This window comes from Mesonia sp. HuA40 (assembly GCF_008017835.1).
Lineage (GTDB): Bacteria > Bacteroidota > Bacteroidia > Flavobacteriales > Flavobacteriaceae > Mesonia.
Window position 1 is genome coordinate 45972 of sequence record NZ_VRLT01000005.1, and the last position, 19082, is coordinate 65053.

Genomic DNA, 19082 nt, shown 5'->3' on the forward strand with positions numbered 1-19082 from the left:
TTTATTTTACACTTTAATTTTTTGCTTTTTAAATAACTCACCGGCTTTTAATTTTCTCAAATACTCCCGTAAATCATCACGTACTTCTCCAGATAATATATACAACCCGATTATATTAGGGAATGACATCGCTAAGATCATCATGTCTGAAAAATCTAACACAGCCCCTAAACTTACCGATGCTCCTACTACCACAAACAATAAAAATAGTAATTTATAAATTAATTCTGACTGGTTTGACTTCCCAAATAAATAAGTCCAAGCTCTCATACCATAATAAGACCAAGAAATCATTGTTGAAAAAGCGAATAAAAATACCGCGGCCGCCAATACATAGGGAAACCAAGATATTACACTAGCAAAGGCTTCTGAGGTAAGCTGAGCTCCGCCTATTCCTTCAACTTCGTGCATTCCTGTAAAAATTAAAACCAATGCGGTAAGCGTACAAACTACTACGGTATCGATAAAAGGCTCTAGCAAAGCTACAAAACCTTCTGATGGAGGATGATTTGTTTTTGCGGCACTATGGGCAATAGCTGCAGAACCTACACCTGCTTCATTAGAAAAAGCAGCTCTCTGAAAACCTACAATAAGCACCCCGATAATTCCCCCTTTTAGTGCCGTAGGATTAAATGCGCCTTCAAAAATAGCATTAAAGGCTGGGCCAATATTTTCAATGTTTATACCAATAACAATTAAGGCTCCCAAAACATAAATGGCTGCCATAAAAGGAACCACCTTACCGGTAACTTTAGCAATACTTGAAATACCTCCAATAATTACTACTGCTACCAAAGCCGCAACCACAAGTCCGAAGATAAAGCCGTGTCCCTCTAAAAATTGAAATTGGCCCGATAAGATCTCAAAAGATTGATTGGCTTGAAACATATTACCTCCTCCAAAAGAAGCTCCTACTCCTAAGACGGCAAAGAAACCTGCTAAAAATTTACCTAAACCAGACATATTTCTTTTTTCTAATCCGTAGCGGAGGTAGTTCATTGGTCCCCCAAAAATCTTTCCTTCTTTACTGATAAACCTATATTTTACACCCAAAGTACATTCTACAAATTTAGAAGACATACCTAACAACCCGGCTAAAATCATCCAAAAGGTTGCGCCAGCACCACCCAATGAAATTGCCACTGCTACACCAGCAATATTCCCTAAACCTACAGTTGCCGAAACCGCTGTAGCTAATGCTTGAAAATGGGTAATTCTACCTGGAGCATTGGGATCGTCATATTTTCCTTTAGCTAAATCTAAGGCGTGGCGAAACCCTCTTAGGTTTATAAAGCCCATTCTTAAAGTGAAAAAGGCAGCCCCTAAAATTAACCAAACTACAATAAAGGGAATAGGAAAAGTAATAGGGTCTCCGTTGGGGTGTGTCAATATTACTGGCTCATCGTATTTTATCTTAGCAAAAAAATGTGCTCCTGCTTCAATTACATCTTCAGTATTTTGGTAATCGTAAATGGTATTGCCTTCAGACGTCAAATGGGTTAAAGTTCCACTTGCAGATGCTTTAACTTCTATAATTCCGTCTTTTTCCGATTTAATTATAGCAATGGCCTGGTTTCTATTTACATGTTCTCCTTCTTTTACCAACCACTTCTCTAATTTATAGGTGTCTTGAATTCCTGAATACCAATTAGGAATAGGGACATTTTTTTCATCGGCATAAACGATAGGATCGTATAAGCCTATAGCCGAAAAAGGATCCCAAAATAAAATTGAAGCTAGATTATCTACAATGGGTTTAAAAGCGCCATTAAAGTTTTCTGTAATTGACTCGGCAGGTATACGGTAAGATTTGGTTAGGGTGTTTTGTTCAGCATCTGTAATTACCACTGTATAATCAATACCCTCAACAACACCAGTTGCTTTGTTAGATTTTAGCGAAGTGCCTTGGTCGCTCCACTTAAAAGTGTAAGGGGGAACGCCCCCTGTGACATTCAATTCAATAATTCCGTCATTAATTAAATTTGACGGATTAATTAGCTCTGGTACGACTTTAATATCTTTCTCATTAAAATCTTCTTGAGCTTGCAACGTTGAAAAAATCAGTAAAAAAAATAAAAACGAAAGTAAATACTTTCTCATAAGATATCTTGTTTTTTGATAGAATAGATAGCAATATTAAAAAAAAATTAAATTTTTAGCTTACTATTTAAAGAAAAAGTACTTGTTATCTCGTTTATAATTTAAAATTAAGGCTAGGATATTTGCTTTTAAGTTTACGCATTTGATTCATATTTCCCACAATTACCAATTGTGAAAACTCGTCTAAATTCATATCAGCCTCGGGATTTATTGTGTATCCGCCGGTTTTATCGTGAACCCCTATAATACTGCATCCCGTATCTTTTCTAAGGTTTAATTCGGCAATGCTCATAGGCGTTGAGCGTCCTAATAAAGAGAAATTAATTTTCTTAACCAGAATTTGATCTTCTACCTCCTCGTTCTCATTAATATTTGCCAATTCTCCCATAAACTCAATCAAATCTGGGTTTACTACCAAAGAAGCCATATGACTACCACCAATACGATCGGGCATAATAACTTGATCTGCTCCTGCTAATTTTAGCTTTTTATTTGAGCTTTCATCTGTAGACCGGCTTATTATGGTAAGGTTTTGATTGAGTTGTCTTGCCGAAAGCACAACAAAAAGGTTATCGGCATCGCTGGGCAAAGAGCACAAAAGCACATTCGCTTTTTCTATACCTGCCATTTCTAACACCTCATCTTGGGTGGCGTCACCAGCAATATAATAAAAACCCTCTTGTCGGATTTGATCGAGTTGTTCTTCAGAATTTTCAATTATAACAAAATTCATTTTATTTGAACTCAATTTTTGTACTGCCTCTTTACCATTTCGGCCATAGCCACAGACTATAATATGATTGGTAAACGCTGAAATTTCTTTTTGCATACGTTTTTGTTTTAAAGTGCCAATATTGTTGGCACTCAGAATAAATTCAATAACCGTTGATATCGCATATCCAAAAATAGATATACTCAATATGATGTAAATTCCAGTAAATAATTTTTGGTCTGGCGTTAAGGGTACTACCTCACCAAAACCCACTGTAGTAACGGTAATTACCGTCATATAAAAAGCATCTATCCACGAGTAATCGGCAAGCGTCTTAAAACCTATCACGCCACCTATCACAATCACAACGAGTAAAACTAAAGCGATAAGTACTTTGGTTGAGATTTTTTGCATACTTTACAAATCAAATACAGAACTTCTTTTGGTATAGATTAAATCCTTTAATTTTAGCCAAAAGGCAAGCGTTAAATAAACAGCAAAGCCAACTCCTAAAGTAGCAAATGAAAGGTAAATAAAAAACAAGCGCACGCTTTTAACCTTTATGCCCAACCTATCGGCTAGGCGAGTACTTACATAAAAGCCATTGCGTTCAAAATAATAGCGAATTTTATAAATAAGGTTAAGCATAGGGTTATTTGTTAAGCAAAGATACACCAATTTGACAATTTAAACATTTTTGTTTTTTACAGTAATCTTGATATAAGCTTAGTAAGGATTGTGATTGCCAAGCATTTTGTACCATTTCAGGCTTTAATTGTTTAAATTTTTTTACACTAGAATTTTCTTCCGCTTTAAGCGTACTCATCACGCTAAACAAATCATCTATCACTTCCTTTCCGCGAGCCTTGTGATAACTAAAACTGAAGGGGACCAATACATTAATGATTAATAAATCTATGAAAGAAGAGGATAATTTTTTTACGCTAGATTTGGATTTAACATCAAAGTTGTAATGCGTTTCCCAATACGGGCTGGTTTTAATATCAGTTAGGAAATCTCTCCATAATTGAATATCGGGTTTTTCAATCAGTAAATTAAAAAAATTGGCCGAATCCTGATATAAGTAAGCTAACTGAGCTAGCCGAATGGTAGGAAAATTAGGTGGTCTTAATCTAAAAAATGCCAAAGGGTTTGTAATACTTTCTAATTGGTATTTATGACGAAGAAAAGTAAATTCTTTTTGGAGTTTTTGGTAATAGACATCTTCTTTCTCACTTTCTAATAATCTACATACCCCCATAAATAAGGCTTCTAGCACTTGAACTTCTTGCGTTTTACGGACTAGGTTAAATGGAATTTTAGCTGCCATCTCTTGAAAAGATGAACCATTTACATTAAGACCAAAGCCTTTTGCAAAGAGAATAAACAAAACTTTTTCCCAATCGTTTTTGGTGTTTTTTAATAAAAGTTGAATGTACTCTGTTTTTTGCTCTAAACGGCGTACGTATAATTTCTCTTGCCAGCTATGGATTATAAAAGTTGAAAAATCTGGCAAGAGGTTTTCGCAGTTGATAAATTTTTTTTGCCTAGATAATTCTTGGTAGTGCGCTAAGCTTTCTCGATTTACGTAATGCTTCATACAAAGACTAGGTATACTGCTACCATCACTTCTATAAACGGGCATATCTTCTTCCCACACTACGTGCAAGATAACATTATCATAAGCTTTATCGGTATGATGGTGATGTGCAAACCAATCGCTTGCCTTAAAGTGAATTTCAACATTACCCGCCCACAATTGGTGATCAATTTGAATCCGCGCATCAAAGAAATCGGGACCGCTTTTGTCTTCATTGTGCCAGCCTACATGTTTTACAATAACGGGAAGACCCTGACTGGTTTTTAGATCTAGGAAATTAAATTTTTTAAATTTCCATATATAATGTAAATAATCTTCTTTCATATCAAAAGACAAACAAAACCTATCCGATAGCTTTTAATCACTCATTTATAACAACATAGGCTTAAAGATACCTAATAAATTATAAACATTTAGGTTTTGCTATTTTTTTTAGCCTAAAAATAAGTGTATTTTTAGGCTAAAAAATAAGCGGTACAAAAGCAGCATGGAAACTCCACCTAAAAAAGAAAATTCAAAACAAAAAAATGGCCTACGACAAAGCTCAAATGCCTTCCTAAGGTTTTTAGGTGATGTTGGTTTTTATTTATGGAGTGGTGTATTGGCCATTGGTGCTTTTTTGGCTTGGCTTATTTCTTTTTTACTAATATGAGTTATACCCGCAGGTTATGGATCGTAAGTACTGCGATAGCACTTATCTATTTAGGACTCAAGGCCAGCCATTACAGTTTACCTGATGTCTTCAATAATTATTTAATGGATATTCTTTGCATGCCTGTTGTATTAGGTATTATTCAAGGTGTAATGCAGTTTGTTTTTCCTTCGTTTCGTTTTACGATTTTGATGCTCGTGGTATTGGTTTTGGGCTATTCTTTATATTTTGAATGCTACCTACCGCAGGTAAACAGCCGTTATACGGCAGACCTTTTAGATGTAGGCTGCTATTTACTAGGAAGCGGTCTTTACGCTTTTTTTCAACACAAAGACCGCTCGATTACCTAAAATCGAAAAAATTATTCCCTAAACTTAGGGTTTATGTAAAGTTCACCCTTCTTGAGTTTGGCTAAATACAATTTTAAATCTGCTCTAACCTCCGATGATAATAAATACAACCCGATAATATTAGGAAAAGACATGGCCAAAATCATCATATCGGCAAAAGTTAACACTGCCCCTAAACTTACCGAAGCTCCGAGCACTACAAAGACTAAAAACAATACTTTAAAAACAAGTTCAGATTGTTTGCTTCTACCAAAAAGATAGGTCCAAGAACGCATTCCGTAATACGACCAAGAGACCATTGTCGAAAAAGCAAATAAGAAAACAGCAAAAGCCAATACTGCTGGAAACCAAGATATCACACTACCAAAAGCGTCTGAAGTTAGCTCTACCCCGCCTAAACCTGTTCTCTCGTGCATTCCCGAAAAGATAAGCACTAGCGCGGTCATAGTACACACCACCATAGTATCTATAAATGGTTCTACTAATGAGGTAAAGCCATCGGCGATGGGAGTATTTGTTTTTGAGGCACTGTGGGCAATAGCTGCCGAGCCTACCCCTGCTTCACTAGAGAATGCAGCTCGTTGTAGGCCAATAATCAATACCCCAATAAATCCGCCTTTGAGCGCATCGGCAGATAAGGCACCGTTAAAAATAGCTGCGAATGCCCCGCCTATATTTTCAATATGCACACCAATAACAATTAAACAACCAATAATATAAACCGCCGCCATAAATGGAACAACTCTACCGGTTACTCGGGCAATACTGTTTATACCACCTATAATAACAGCACCTATTAGCAGGGCGAAGATGACACCAAACCAAAAGCCGTGACCTTGTAAGAAGGGTAATTGTTCTGATACTATTTTAAAGGCCTGGTTAGATTGCAACATATTTCCTCCGCCAAAAGAGGCACCTACCCCAAGTACAGCAAATAATATTGCTAAGAATTTTCCTAGACCTTTTAGGTTTTTCTTTTCTAAACCATAACGCAAGTAATTCATAGGTCCGCCAAATATACGCCCCTCTTTATTGATAAATCGGTATTTTACCCCTAGCGTACATTCAACAAATTTTAGTGACATCGCAAAAAAACCAGCTAGAAACATCCAAAAAGTTGCCCCAGCGCCTCCCAAAGATATGGCCACTGCCACACCTGCGATATTTCCTAATCCAACGGTAGCCGATACGGCTGTTGCCATGGCTTGAAAGTGGGTTATAGTTCCCGGAGCATCTGGGTTGTCATATTTACCTCTTGCTAGATCAATAGAATGCTTAAAACCACTGATGTTAATGAACCCCAAACGAAAGGTGAAAAATATACTTCCTAAAATAAGCCAAATAACAATAAACGGAATGGTATTGGTTCTTACCTCCCCATTATTATGCAATAAAGGTCGTGGCTCTTCAAATGCGATACGTGCTAAAATGTGCGCATTGGCTTGTATCACATCTTTTTGATTTTCTGGATTGTAGATTACTTCCCCTACACCTACTTTATGTTCTAAACTTCCATTTACACTAGCAAAAACCGGAATTTCTTTACCGCTATCACTTTGTATAATTGCTATCTTATCTCCGGATTTAACAGATTCACCATCGGCTACCAACCAAGTTTTCAAGGTATAGGCAGACTTCGTTGTGGCATCCCATTTAGGAATACCAATACGCTCATGTTGGGTGTAAACCACAGGGTCATAAACGCCCAAACTGGCAAAAGGATCCCAAAATAGGATACTCGCCAGTACATCAACGGCAGGTTGTACCTTGCTGTTAAAAATTTCGGTAATCGATTGGGCCGGGATTTTAAAGGTTTTGGTAACTTCATTTCCTTGACTATCTTCTACACGAACGTGATGAGACATACCTTCAATTAGTCCGGTAGATTTAGTGGCTTGCGTAGAAGTTTCTTTATTGCTCCAATAATACGTATAAGGAGCTACTCCTCCCCTCACTTGTAGCATGGCTACTGCATCATTAATCTCCCTACTCGGATTTTTAAGGTTTAATTCTACCAACAGACTCTTACCCTGATTTAATTGATCTTGAGCTAAAAGCGGATTTAAACTGAGAAATAATACTAATATGCAATACAAATATTTATTCATTGGCTGTAATTTATTTAATAAAAAAATCCTGCTTTTGGCAGGAATTTTTGTTTTATTTTAATTTTTTAGTCTAGGAAACCTTGGGCTTTCATCCAATCATCATTAAACATTTTACCTACATAGCGACTTCCATGGTCGTGAAATAATACCACCACCACATCATCCTTGGTAAAATGTTTTTTTAACTGTAACAAGCCTTTCATAGCAGCACCTGCAGAATTTCCTAAAAACATGCCTTCTTCTTTAGCTAGTTTTTGGGTATATACTGCAGCATCTTTGTCGGTTACTTTGGTAAAACCATCAATAATTGAAAAGTCTACATTTTTAGGTAAAATATCCTCGCCAATTCCTTCGGTAACATACGGGTAGATTTCCTTTTCATCAAATATACCAGTCTCATGGTATTTTTTAAAAACACTACCATAGGTATCTATACCCCATACCTTAACATCGGGGTTTTGTTCTTTAAGGTATTTACCTACACCAGAAATAGTACCTCCCGTACCCACTCCTACTACAAAATGCGTAACCTTACCCTCGGTTTGTTTCCAAATTTCTGGCCCGGTGCTTTCATAATGTGCTTTGGCATTACTGGGGTTGTCATATTGGTTTACATACCACGAATTGGGAGTCTCTTCGGCTAAACGCTTAGAAGTAGAATAATAAGAACGAGGATCGTCTGGTTCTACATCGGTGGGGCAAACAACCACCTCACTACCCACGGCGCGTAAAATATCTATTTTTTCTTTGCTTTGTTTATCTGCAATTACACAAACCATTTTGTAACCTTTCACAATTGCAGCGAGGGCTAGCCCCATACCAGTATTTCCCGAAGTACCTTCGATTATTGTTCCTCCTGGTTTTATCTTTCCCTCTTTTTCGGCATCTTCAATCATTTTCACCGCCATACGGTCTTTTACCGAGTTACCCGGATTAAAAGTTTCATACTTTGCCAAAACCAAAGCAGGAATATCGGCAGCTAATTTATTTATTTTAACCAGTGGGGTATTTCCTATGGTTTCTAATATATTGTTTTTATAATCCATCGTGCAATTTTTTCGGCTGCAAAGATAAGAAACATATTACGAGTAATAAAATTCTAATAAATGCTTAACAAAATAGGTTTAAAATCTTATAAGTATAAGAATTTGATAATTAAAATCCGCTTTAAGCGAGAGGCAAAAATCAGTCGAACTTTATCGCCTTCACCGGGTTTATTCTCGCAATTAATATACTAGGTATTAAAAGCATAAATAAACAAAGTAAAAGTGTACCAAAATTTATTAGTACTACGTAATTCCAATTTAGAAATACAGGTGCTTCGGTAACATAATAGGTTTCTGGGTTGAGGGCAATCAGCTTAAAATGTTTTTGAATAACCAACAAACCAATACCAATTACATTACCCCAAAATAAACCCTTTAGTATTAAATAGGCGGCGTTATAAAGGAATATTTTACGGATACTCCAATCTGTTGCGCCCAAGGCCTTAAGCATTCCAATCATGGGGGTTCTTTCTAGTATGAGTACCAGTAAAGCTGTTATCATATTAATGCCTGAAACCAAAATCATAATTCCAATAATAAGTCCGATATTAAAATCGAATAAGGCCAACCACTCAAAAATTGAAGCATATTCTTGCTGAATGCTAACGGCATCTAAGAAAGAACTAATGTGTTCATAAATTGCTCTTCCCTTTTGGGGAAGCTCTTTAAAGTTATCTACAAACACCTCAAAATAACCAATTTGATTAGCATCCCATTTATTTAAACGTTGTATTTGGGTAATATCGGCTAGTAAAAAAGTTTCGTCAAATTCCTGAAAGCCAGAATTGTATATTCCTACCACTTCAAACGCCACTAAGCGAGGGCGTTTTTGATTTTCATCATTCATAAAATAGACCACCACTTGATCATCTAACTCAAATTTCAATCGCTTGGCAAGATAAGAAGAGATTAGAATTTCTTTACTATTGGGTGCGTTTGCTTTATATTGGGGCAATCTTCCAGACACCAAATACTCTTCAAAATACGTCCAGTTATAATCTTGACCTACCCCTTTGACTACAATTCCTTCAAAAGTTTCGGCGGTACGTATGACCCCATATTTGGTAGCTACTGCCTGAATGTGTTTTATACCATCAATTTGATTAAAATCGGGGTAAAATTCTTGATGCTTATCGATAGGAATAACCGAAATCTGTGCGTCTGTATTATTAATACTGCTTATTTTAACATGCCCATTAAATGCCGCTATTTTATCGCGGATCTTTTGCTGTAGCCCCACACCTGTAGCCACGGCAACCAACATCATAACCACTCCTACTGCAATTGCAGTAACCGCTATTTTAATAATTGGTGCAGATATACTACTTTTATAATCTTTAGCACCGATAAGGCGCTTACTTATAAAAAATTCGAAATTCAATTTTAGCTTATGTTTTTTCAATTGGTCAAAAATACACTTTTTCTTGCGGTTTTAGGTCTGGTTTCTTGTCAGGCTCAAACAAATTCAGAAAAACAAACCAACAATTCCGAGCGCCCGGCTTCACCCTCAAAAACTTTAGTGGTAGGCGCCAACCAAACTCAGGCTTATTTTAATCAACTTAAAGGTAAACGTATCGGTATAGTAGGGAATCAGACCTCGGTTATATTTAAGGAAAACGGAGCGTATAATCATTTGGTCGATAGCTTATTGGCACATAATTTTAATATTGTTCGTGTTTTCTCACCCGAGCATGGTTTTAGAGGTAAGGCAGATGCAGGTGAGCAAGTAAAAAACGGTATTGATACAAAAACGGGACTACCCATCATTTCCCTATATGGAAAAAACAAAAAACCCACTCTAGCTCAACTAGAAGGTATAGATTTACTCATTTTTGATATACAAGATGTAGGCACACGGTTTTACACTTATATTTCAACTTTGCATTATGTATTAGAGGCTGCAGCCGAAAATAATATTGCTGTTCTGGTTCTCGATAGGCCAAATCCCAATGGCGCTTATGTAGACGGTCCCGTTTTAGAACTACAACATAAAAGTTTTGTTGGGATGCATCCTATACCTGTTGTTCACGGTATGAGTATAGGCGAATATGCCCAAATGATTATAGGCCAAAATTGGCTCGAAAAAGGCGTAAAACCCGAATTGAAAGTTATTCCAGTAAAAAATTACAAGCGCCAAGACTCATATACACTACCTATAAAACCTTCGCCAAACCTCCCCAACGCTCAGGCTATAAAACTATACCCTAGTCTTTGTTTTTTTGAAGGCACTCAGGTGAATGCAGGGCGTGGTACCGCCTTGCAATTCCAAGTTTTTGGTTCACCTTTTTTATCCAAAAACTATTTTGATTATTCCTATACCCCCAAAGCTAATGAAGGGGCCAAAAATCCAAAACACAAAGGCCAATTGTGCTACGGAAAAAACTTATCAACTATTACACCCCTAAATAAAATACAATTGAATTGGTTAATAGAGGCCTATGAAAATACTGCCGATAAAAGTAAATTCTTTAACTCTTTTTTCACCAAGTTAGCGGGCACTACAAAATTACAATCTCAAATCGAAACAGGTTTAAGCCCAGAAGCCATTCGCAAAACTTGGAAACCTGCACTTGAAGAATTCAAGAAAATGAGAGCTAATTATTTGATTTACGAATAGCTTGGGTGTAATTATGGGTAACTGTAAAACTATTAAATTCTATAAATCTTTATAGTCATCTCGCGTTGATACTTTTTGATGAAAAACACTCGTTCTATTGTAAATAAGTTCGGTCCAGGCCACAATAAAGCTCTATGCTATCTTGGCGAACAAATTATTCTATTTAAACTTTAATTTTCTCTTTCATCGCCTCAACAATTGCATAAGCGGCCGGACAGATAGCCACATTTTTAAGTGTTAAATTAGAAATTTGATGAAATTTTTTTCTGTCGGTGTGCGGAAATTCGGCGCAAGCCTTTGGGCGCACTTCATAAATCAAACACGTGTTATCTTCGGCCAGAAAAGCACAAGGCACCTGCTGCAAAACATAATCTTGATCTTCATCAATACGCAAATAGGTAGCTATAAAATTAGCTGGTTTCATTCTCAAGAATTTCGAAATCCGATTTATATCTTTATCGGTGAAAAGCGGTCCGGTAGTTTTACAGCAGTTAGCACAATCTAAACAATAATCTTTAGCAAATTCTTCCTCGTGTAAATCTTGCATCAAGACATCAAGCTGTTTGGGGGGCTTTTTTTTAAGCTTAGCAAAAAACTTTTTGTTCTGCTTATGCTTATCTTTGGCGTTTTTGGGTAGGTTTTTCAGCAAATCTTCCATACCACAAAAGTAAATGAAATGAAACAAGATAAAACCTATAATCCCGATATTTTTGGAGAAGCCGTTCACGATTATTTTACTAACGGTCAAGCCGAATCAATTCGCGTTTGGCAAGAAGATTTCGATGAAGATGAAATTCCCACCGCCTATCTTTTTAGAGCTTTCGAGGATATGCTAATTATAGAGCAAAAAGCGCTTAAAAACAGTTTTGGTCATTGTCTTGATGTTGGTTGCTGCGCGGGCAGTCACTCCTTGTATTTGCAGCAAAAGGGATTAGAAGTTACCGCCATAGACATTTCTGCTAAAGCTATAGAAGTATGTCGCTTACGCGGAATTAAGGATGCTCAAGTAAAAAGCTTTTTTGAGGTTGAAGAACAATTTGACACTATCCTGATGCTTATGAACGGTAGTGGTATTATAGGGAAACTCAATCAATTGGATTCTTTTTTTAAACAGCTTAAAATGATTTTAAAACCTGGTGGACAATTGTTAATCGACTCTTCAGATTTGCGGTACTTATATGAAGAAGAAGACGAATCCCTATCAAAAATAACCTCACAAAACTATTATGGAGAGGTTCAATATCAAATACAATATAAAGAACAAAAAAGCCAGTGGTTTGACTGGCTTTATATCGATTTTGAAAAATTAAAATTAGCTGCTTCGGCTCAAGGATTTTCGTGTAAACAATTGGTTGCGGGCGAGCACTATGATTACTTAGCACAAATTACTTATAATAATTAATACTGGCATTTAATATACTTTTTCGCCATTTACATAAGTTGCCAAAACACGGGTAAGCGGCAACTGCTGCTCATTCACTTTCATCAAATCTTGGTTTACCACAACAAAATCGGCAAATTTTCCCACGGCAATACTGCCTTTTTCTTGTTCTTCAAAATTAGCATAGGCTGCCCAAATGGTCATTCCTTTTAATGCTTCTTCTCTCGACAAAGCTTGGGTTTTTTGAAATCCGTTGGCCGGATAGTTATCCAAGTCTTTTCGAGCTACAGCCGCATAAAAAGTAAGTATGGGGTTTACTTGCTCTATAGGAAAATCGGTTCCTAAAGCTACCAATCCCGCGGCCTCTAAAAGTTTCTTATAGGCATAAGCATTTTGCAATCGCTTTTCACCTAGCCTATCTTTTGCCCAATACATATCGCTTGTTGCGTGGGTGGGCTGTACAGACGGAATGATATTTTTATCAAAATAATTAAAATCTTGGGGAGCTACCACCTGCGCGTGCTCAACTCTCCACCTTCTGTTGGGTTTTTCTTTTAAAAGATTTTTGTAAGTGCGCAACACCACGGCATTTGCAGAATCTCCTATGGCATGGGTATTCATTTGCCAAGAAGATTGAGAAAGTTTTTGGGCTAGTGCTTTAAAATCGTCTATACCAATAAGCATACTTCCATAATGTCCTTTTTTATCGGAGTAAGGCTGTTTTAGCACAGCCCCTCGAGAACCCAAAGCGCCATCGGCAAAAACCTTTACAGATCTAAGGTTTAAAAAATCGGTTTTTAGTGGCCCTCGTGCTATAAAATAATCAATCTCCTCTGCATTATTGGCTAGCATAGCATACAGTCTAACTTTTAGCACCTCTGCCTGTTGCAAACTATCAATCAATTCTATTTTATCTTTGTTTAATCCTGCATCGGCTATACTGGTTAAACCGTTTTCAAAAGCTATCTTTTGTGCTGCTAGCAAAGCATCAATTTGGTTAGCACGCGTAGACTCTGGAATAATAGCTTGCACCGGCTGCATGGCATTATCTATCAACACTCCTGTTAATTCTCCTTGGTGCTTTAATAATTGCCCACCTGATATTTCGGTATCGTTATTAAGATTGGCCAATTGCAAGGCTTTTGTATTGGCCAAAAGCGCGTGCCCATCTATGCGTGTAAGCACCACTGGCGTGTCAGGAAACAAGTCATCTAAAGCTTTGTTTGTAGGAAATTCCTTATTGGGCCAATCGTTTTGATCCCAACCCCTTCCTACAATAAACCGGCGTTGTTCTTGCTCTTGAAAAGCTTTTAACTTTTCTAAAACCTCATCAAAACTCTTGGTACCGGTTAGCTCTACCCTTTGCTGCTGCATTCCTAAGTTATAAAAATGAGCATGTGCGTCAATAAAGCCAGGATAGATGGCTTTGCCTTTGGCATCATAAGATTGCTTGGGTTTATAACGCAAATGCAAATCTTCGTAATTTCCCAAGGCCACTATCTTTCCGTCTTTAACAGCAAAACCCTTCACCACATCAAATGAATCATTCACGGTATAAACTTTGGCATTGCTTACTATTAAATCAACCTCTTCGCGCTGTTGACAGGCGCTAAAAAGTATAAGCATGCAGCAACTAAACAGTATATTCTTCATACGTTCTTCTTTTTACCAATCAAATTGATAGGTGGCTCCTGCCATAATTTGCAGACCTTGTGTTGGGTAAGCATACCAACGCTCATAATTATCGCCCAGCAGGTTGTTCCCTCTTAAAAAGAAGCCCCATTGCTCGGTGAATTGATAATCTACGCGTAAATTGGCATCTATAAAAGCGTCTAGCGTTTGGGTTTGTGCACTAGACTCTGGGGTGCTATTTATGATAAATAAACTATCTTTTCTCTCGCCCATCGCCAACATACTCGCGCTTATTAACCATTTTTGATCAATCGCATAATTTAACATAAGTTGACTTTCAAATTGTGGTAAATTCCAAGCTTCTGGCTCTCTGTCTTCCCCGTAGCTATAAAAACTTCCGTTTAATTTTAGGTTAAATTGATCGTTAATATCCAATTGTAATTCTGCAAATAATTGTAATGTATTTACCTCATCGTAAACCACGCCAAAGCTATTGAAGTATTCGTAACCCTCACGAGAGGTTACGTTTTGGTTATCTGTGCTATGTTTAAATAAAGCCTTATTCACCTCGTTTTGGTAACTGGCTTTTACATTATAGCTTAAGGCTTCGGTAAATTTACCTTTACCACCTACAAAAACATTATATTGTTTATCGGTTGGGGCAACCACCAATGCCGGCGCTACAAACGGATTGTTTTGGGTAAAACCATAATAAGAGTTTTGTTTTAATCCGCCTTGAGCGCCCCCATAAACCGTAAAGTAATCGCCTGCTAAGCGGTAACTACCACTGACTTTTGGGTAGATATAAAAATTATTTTTCTCGTTTTCAACATCCATACTGTAAACCAGTTCGGCACCTAATTGCACCGAGTAATCTTGATCTGACAAGACGATACGCGGACTAATACTCGAATTCAGGTAAGCGTATTTAGGCATAAAACTTACATTATTGGGTTGTTCGTCAAAATTACCATTTACATAATCAAATTTTAGCTCTAGGTCTACAGGCATTTGCGTTAAAGGCAGTTCAAATTTAGGGGTTAAAACCAATCTATTCTCACCTGCACCCCAATTATCTGCGAAGCGCATATAGCTTAAATCAATAGCTTGAAATACCCCTTCTCCCGTATTTAAATATGCATCTAGTCCGCCACCTAAATAAGCGTGACCGGTTTCTATACCGTCTAATAAAGGTTCTGGAATAGAAAATTCTTGCGGTAAACCGTACCAATTAAAAGACTGGTGTAAAGCATTAATTTGTGTACCCCAGGTAAAACTACGTGTTTCTTGCTCATAACCTAACTTGAGTTGGGTATCATAAAACTCATCATCTAAGGCTACTCCGTCTATTCCTCCTTGGGTAGATTGGTGTGTAAAACTTAAATTGAGATCTTGGTAACGACTTAGCGGGATACGTCCGAAAAAAGCAGCGTCTACATTAAAGTAGTTGCCCACACCCAAAGAAGCATAATTATCAAAACTTGCGGGTAAAGCCTGTTGTTGCACTCGGGCCGCTCTACCCTTTGCTGGGGTAAAAGTTGAGGCTACTGGAAAAGAATTAATGGTGTAGTTTACTTTTTTCTTTTGTCGCTCGGTAGAATCATTGATTACTGGGTTCTGCTTAATTTTAAAAGCATCGCTTACCGTGGGCGAATATGGTTTTACAATTATCAAGCGTTCGGTATCTATATCGCCTTGCTCTTCTTTGTCTTCTTGGGCAAAACTTAAGGCTGTGCTAACAAGGAATAAGCCAATGGATATACCTAATTTAAAACGCATAGAAGTATTGAATTTATGATTATATAACATAGCTATTTTTTCTAATTTTGAGGGGTTTCTACAGAAGAATTGGTTTTGGCTTCATTGGTTTTTATACGAATCAATTCAGCTTTAGCTTCTTCAACCAAATCGGGGTAGGCTTTAAAATTCTTAATGATATTTTCTAACACATAGGTACTCTGATAGGCATCATTCAAATCATAGAAGTTTTTTGCCATCACGAGAAGTCCTTTGCCTCCAAATTTCTTATAACCCGAATAATCTCTGGCTAAAGTTTGCACCGCTTCGTTTGACTTTTGATAATCGCCATCTTCGCGTAAAAAGTAAGCATCATAATAATGTGCTTCTGCTGCCAATGCTCCTTGTGCTATTTTCTTTACCGCTTCATACGCCTTTCTAGCCTTTGCATCATCGCCTAATTTTATCGCCGCCCGAGCAATAAAAACTTGCGCATCACTCTTTATACTGTTTTCTATTTTCTGATTTTCAAGTACGCGATCGGCGTAGGTGATGGTTTGTGCATACTGCTCTTGCGCATAATAGGCTTTCATTAAATTTGACTGCGCAAAGGTGATATTTTGTGGGAAATCTGCTTCTTGTTCCAGTCGAGTTAAAATTGGAATAGCCGATTTATAATCTTCTTGTTCTAGGTAAACCTGACCCAGTCGGGCTAAGGATTGCTCTGTAAACTCACTGCGCGACTGATTGATTACATATTGGTAATGCGGAATGGCCGCTGCATAATTTTCATCGGCGTAATTGATTTGAGCCAAATAAAAGTGAGCCGATAAAGCGTGTAAACCTTTTGGAAATTGATTCAAGTATTTTTCAAATCCTTTTTTGGCTTGGGTCATTTTATTTTCAATAAAAGGCAATTCTGCCGCCTCATAAGTAGCGTTATCGATATCAGAATCGGCTACCTCAACAAAATCAAGACCGCTTACCCATTGGGCATACTCCTCTGTTCTTCCTAAATCTACATAAATGCTACGCGCGGTTTTTACCGCTTGGTTGGCTTCGGTGGTATTGGGGTAATCGGCTACGACCTTTTTAAATGTTTTCAATGCCTGTTCGCCTTGATTGTTGTTATAATACAGCAATCCTACTTTTAGCATAGATTTTGAAACATACGAGCTAGTAGGTAGTTCTTTTTGCAAACGTTTATATGCTTCAAGAGCTTGGTTGGTTTTACCTTCGGCTACATAGGTATTTCCCAATTCGTACAAGGCATCATCTTTATAAATACTTGTAGGATACTTGGTAATGAAATTGTTTAAATCTTCAATTTTACGCTCATTCTTATCTACAAAACCATAGCTTATAGCTTTTTGAAAGTACGCATAATCAGAGTCAATACCCTTTAAACCAATGGCTTTATTATAAGCCTCCATCGCGGGCCAATAATCACTGCTTACAAAATAACTATCGCCTAGTCTTAAATAGGTGTCGTTCTTTTGTGCTAATGGCACCGATTCTTGTTCGCTATATTTTTTAAAATGCTTTATGGCTTGGGTATAGTCTTTGGTTTTAAAATAGGCATAAGCAATATTATAATCTATGGCTTGCACGGCCTCGGTTTCATTGGCTTTTGGCATACCTAGAAACTCCTTGTACCCAATTAAAGCTTCTTTAAAATTACCTAAATTATATTGCGTCTCGGCCTTCCAATAGGTAGCTTTAGCCGTAAATAAGGCATCGCTACGATTAGCCAGAGATTGATTAAAGTAATGTAATGCTTCGCTGTAACGGTTCTCATTATATAGCTCTACCCCTCTATAAAAACTAACTTTTTGATACACTTGCTTATCGCTGAAGCGTTTGCTACCCTCTAAAAGATCTAGTGCTTTTTTATAGTTTTTACTAGTGATATAAGAATCGATTAAAAGGTTCTGTATCTCGGTCGTGGCCGGATTATTTGGGTAACGCTCAACAAAATCGGTTAATACTTCGGGAATACTTTTGTAGGAGTTTCCTATTTCATAGCTCAACTTGGCATAATTAAGCGCAGCGTCTTCTTGAATCTTAGGCTCAAAATCCATTTCAGAGGCATTTTTAAAAGCGTTGAGTGCCTGTTGTTTCTGGTTTAATTCTACATAAGATTCTGCCAAATGGTAATAGGCATTCTGTGCCACGTGATTTTGACCGTCTATAATTTTATTGAATTCATTTATGGCATTTTGATACTCGCCTTGTTTATAATAAGCATAACCTAATTGGTAATAATCAGTATTATTCCATTTACCGCGCTTGCCTTGGTATTCTTTTAAATAGGGAATAGCCTCTTCATATTGCCCTAAGTTAAAATAGCTTTCTCCTATTATTTTATTCAGTTCAGATTTTTCAAGTCGGTTAGAGCGATCTAGCTGTTCTTTACCCAAAGCAATAGCTTCTTCAAACTTTCCCAATTTAAAATTCATATCGGCTTGAAAGTAAGACAAGGTTTTGTCTAAACGTTTATCCCCTTTAACGGCATCAAACATCTGGTTGGCTTCTTCATATTCATCGCCTTCATAAGCCATAAAACCCAAATAGTATTTCGCCTGTGCCCCAAATTCTTGATCGTCTCGCACGCGGTTCAAGTACTTCTTTGCCTCGTTTGTTCTACCCGCCTTAAAATAGGTGTACCCATTATTAAAATAATAAGTAGTTTTTTCTTCTTTGCTTAGACCATCTACATCTACCTTATTATACCAATTCCTAGCTTCAACATAATTGCCAGCCGAAAAGTAATAATTGGCTACGTTATAGTAGGCCGAGTTTCGTTTGGTACTGGTGGGGTGATTTTGAACAAAACTATCTAAGAGTTGTTCGGCATTGCTCGCTTGTGTTCGCACCGCACAAAGCGCGATATAATAATCACAATCGGCTTTAAGCTCTTCGCTTTGCGTTAACTGCTTGGCCTCTTTAAACAAATTTTGTGCGGCTTGGTACTGCTGTTTATTGAATAAACGAGTCGCCTGCTGGTAGGTCATAAAATTCTCGGTATACACTGCCGTTTGCTGACTGTAACTCGAGAAACCCGAACCGATTCCTAATACTAAACAAAATCCTATTGTTTTAAACATAAAGTCGTTTTTTTATCAAAACTCAAATATAAAAGAATTG

General features: G+C 37.2%; 14 protein-coding genes. 3 read left to right on the forward strand and 11 right to left on the reverse strand.

All coding sequences use genetic code 11. The features are described from left to right. Positions 1-6 precede the first annotated feature (6 nt). The 4 genes from FT993_RS00375 to FT993_RS00390 all read right to left on the reverse strand — a co-directional run bounded on the left by FT993_RS00375 (position 7) and on the right by FT993_RS00390 (position 4736). On the reverse strand, positions 7-2100 hold the full coding sequence (locus FT993_RS00375) for an amino acid carrier protein (RefSeq protein ID WP_147860561.1): 2094 nt from the start codon (positions 2098-2100) through the stop codon (positions 7-9). Positions 2101-2194: 94 nt separating this feature from the next. Then, positions 2195-3226, reverse strand: a complete 1032-nt coding sequence (locus tag FT993_RS00380) for a TrkA family potassium uptake protein (RefSeq protein ID WP_147860562.1) — start codon at positions 3224-3226, stop codon at positions 2195-2197. A gap of 3 nt (positions 3227-3229) precedes the next feature. Next, positions 3230-3460: a PspC domain-containing protein gene (locus FT993_RS00385; protein ID WP_147860563.1), complete on the reverse strand. Its 231-nt coding sequence runs from the start codon at positions 3458-3460 to the stop codon at positions 3230-3232. 4 nt (positions 3461-3464) lie between these two features. Then, positions 3465-4736, reverse strand: coding sequence for a DUF2851 family protein (locus tag FT993_RS00390; protein ID WP_147860564.1), 1272 nt, complete (start codon positions 4734-4736; stop codon positions 3465-3467). 264 nt (positions 4737-5000) lie between these two features. Between FT993_RS00390 and FT993_RS00395 the strand changes: the two genes are divergently transcribed. Beyond that, on the forward strand, positions 5001-5414 hold the full coding sequence (locus tag FT993_RS00395) for a hypothetical protein (protein ID WP_147860565.1): 414 nt from the start codon (positions 5001-5003) through the stop codon (positions 5412-5414). A gap of 11 nt (positions 5415-5425) precedes the next feature. Here FT993_RS00395 and FT993_RS00400 read toward each other — a convergent pair whose 3' ends face one another. The 3 genes from FT993_RS00400 to FT993_RS00410 form a co-directional block, all read right to left on the reverse strand. Further along, a complete protein-coding gene (locus FT993_RS00400) occupies positions 5426-7522 on the reverse strand; it encodes an alanine/glycine:cation symporter family protein (protein ID WP_147860566.1) in 2097 nt (698 codons plus the stop codon). A 65-nt stretch (positions 7523-7587) separates the two neighbouring features. Then, positions 7588-8568 (reverse strand): PLP-dependent cysteine synthase family protein, encoded by a 981-nt coding sequence (locus FT993_RS00405; protein ID WP_147860567.1) that lies wholly within the window; start codon positions 8566-8568, stop codon positions 7588-7590. 139 nt (positions 8569-8707) lie between these two features. After that, positions 8708-9949, reverse strand: a complete 1242-nt coding sequence (locus FT993_RS00410; RefSeq protein ID WP_147860568.1) for an FtsX-like permease family protein — start codon at positions 9947-9949, stop codon at positions 8708-8710. A 9-nt stretch (positions 9950-9958) separates the two neighbouring features. Here FT993_RS00410 and FT993_RS00415 point away from each other — a divergent pair, with 9 nt between their 5' ends. After that, a complete protein-coding gene (locus FT993_RS00415; protein ID WP_147860569.1) occupies positions 9959-11185 on the forward strand; it encodes an exo-beta-N-acetylmuramidase NamZ domain-containing protein in 1227 nt (408 codons plus the stop codon). Positions 11186-11348: 163 nt separating this feature from the next. On the opposite strand, the gene FT993_RS00420 is transcribed toward FT993_RS00415, so the two are convergent. Next, positions 11349-11843 carry a YkgJ family cysteine cluster protein gene (locus FT993_RS00420; protein WP_147860570.1) on the reverse strand — a complete coding sequence of 165 codons (495 nt, stop codon included), beginning with the start codon at positions 11841-11843 and terminating at the stop codon, positions 11349-11351. Between the two features lie 18 nt (positions 11844-11861). On the opposite strand from FT993_RS00420, the gene FT993_RS00425 reads away from it, so the two are divergent. Continuing rightward, the gene (locus tag FT993_RS00425) at positions 11862-12587 is read left to right on the forward strand and encodes a bifunctional 2-polyprenyl-6-hydroxyphenol methylase/3-demethylubiquinol 3-O-methyltransferase UbiG (protein ID WP_147860571.1); all 726 of its coding nucleotides are present in this window, start codon (positions 11862-11864) and stop codon (positions 12585-12587) included. A 9-nt stretch (positions 12588-12596) separates the two neighbouring features. Here FT993_RS00425 and FT993_RS00430 read toward each other — a convergent pair whose 3' ends face one another. From FT993_RS00430 to FT993_RS00440, 3 genes are read right to left on the reverse strand one after another with little or no spacing between them, the layout of a single operon-like run. Then, positions 12597-14219: an amidohydrolase gene (locus tag FT993_RS00430; protein ID WP_147860572.1), complete on the reverse strand. Its 1623-nt coding sequence runs from the start codon at positions 14217-14219 to the stop codon at positions 12597-12599. 12 nt (positions 14220-14231) lie between these two features. Then, positions 14232-16007: a TonB-dependent receptor gene (locus FT993_RS00435; RefSeq protein WP_147860573.1), complete on the reverse strand. Its 1776-nt coding sequence runs from the start codon at positions 16005-16007 to the stop codon at positions 14232-14234. 11 nt (positions 16008-16018) lie between these two features. Further along, entirely contained in the window at positions 16019-19042 is a 3024-nt protein-coding gene (locus tag FT993_RS00440; RefSeq protein ID WP_147860574.1) for a tetratricopeptide repeat protein, read from the reverse strand. Between the last annotated feature and the right edge of the window lie 40 nt (positions 19043-19082).

Bases quoted from the DNA above. Each gene is read 5' to 3' on its own strand.
- FT993_RS00400 (WP_147860566.1), bottom strand. From the start codon at position 7,522: ATGAATAAATATTTGTATTGCATATTAGTATTATTTCTCAGTTTAAAT.
- FT993_RS00390 (WP_147860564.1), bottom strand. From the start codon at position 4,736: ATGAAAGAAGATTATTTACATTATATATGGAAATTTAAAAAATTTAAT.
- FT993_RS00430 (WP_147860572.1), bottom strand. From the start codon at position 14,219: ATGAAGAATATACTGTTTAGTTGCTGCATGCTTATACTTTTTAGCGCC.
- FT993_RS00385 (WP_147860563.1), bottom strand. From the start codon at position 3,460: ATGCTTAACCTTATTTATAAAATTCGCTATTATTTTGAACGCAATGGC.
- FT993_RS00435 (WP_147860573.1), bottom strand. From the start codon at position 16,007: ATGTTATATAATCATAAATTCAATACTTCTATGCGTTTTAAATTAGGT.
- FT993_RS00380 (WP_147860562.1), bottom strand. From the start codon at position 3,226: ATGCAAAAAATCTCAACCAAAGTACTTATCGCTTTAGTTTTACTCGTT.
- FT993_RS00405 (WP_147860567.1), bottom strand. From the start codon at position 8,568: ATGGATTATAAAAACAATATATTAGAAACCATAGGAAATACCCCACTG.
- FT993_RS00440 (WP_147860574.1), bottom strand. From the start codon at position 19,042: ATGTTTAAAACAATAGGATTTTGTTTAGTATTAGGAATCGGTTCGGGT.
- FT993_RS00395 (WP_147860565.1), top strand. From the start codon at position 5,001: ATGGAGTGGTGTATTGGCCATTGGTGCTTTTTTGGCTTGGCTTATTTC.
- FT993_RS00425 (WP_147860571.1), top strand. From the start codon at position 11,862: ATGAAACAAGATAAAACCTATAATCCCGATATTTTTGGAGAAGCCGTT.
- FT993_RS00420 (WP_147860570.1), bottom strand. From the start codon at position 11,843: ATGGAAGATTTGCTGAAAAACCTACCCAAAAACGCCAAAGATAAGCAT.
- FT993_RS00375 (WP_147860561.1), bottom strand. From the start codon at position 2,100: ATGAGAAAGTATTTACTTTCGTTTTTATTTTTTTTACTGATTTTTTCA.
- FT993_RS00415 (WP_147860569.1), top strand. From the start codon at position 9,959: ATGTTTTTTCAATTGGTCAAAAATACACTTTTTCTTGCGGTTTTAGGT.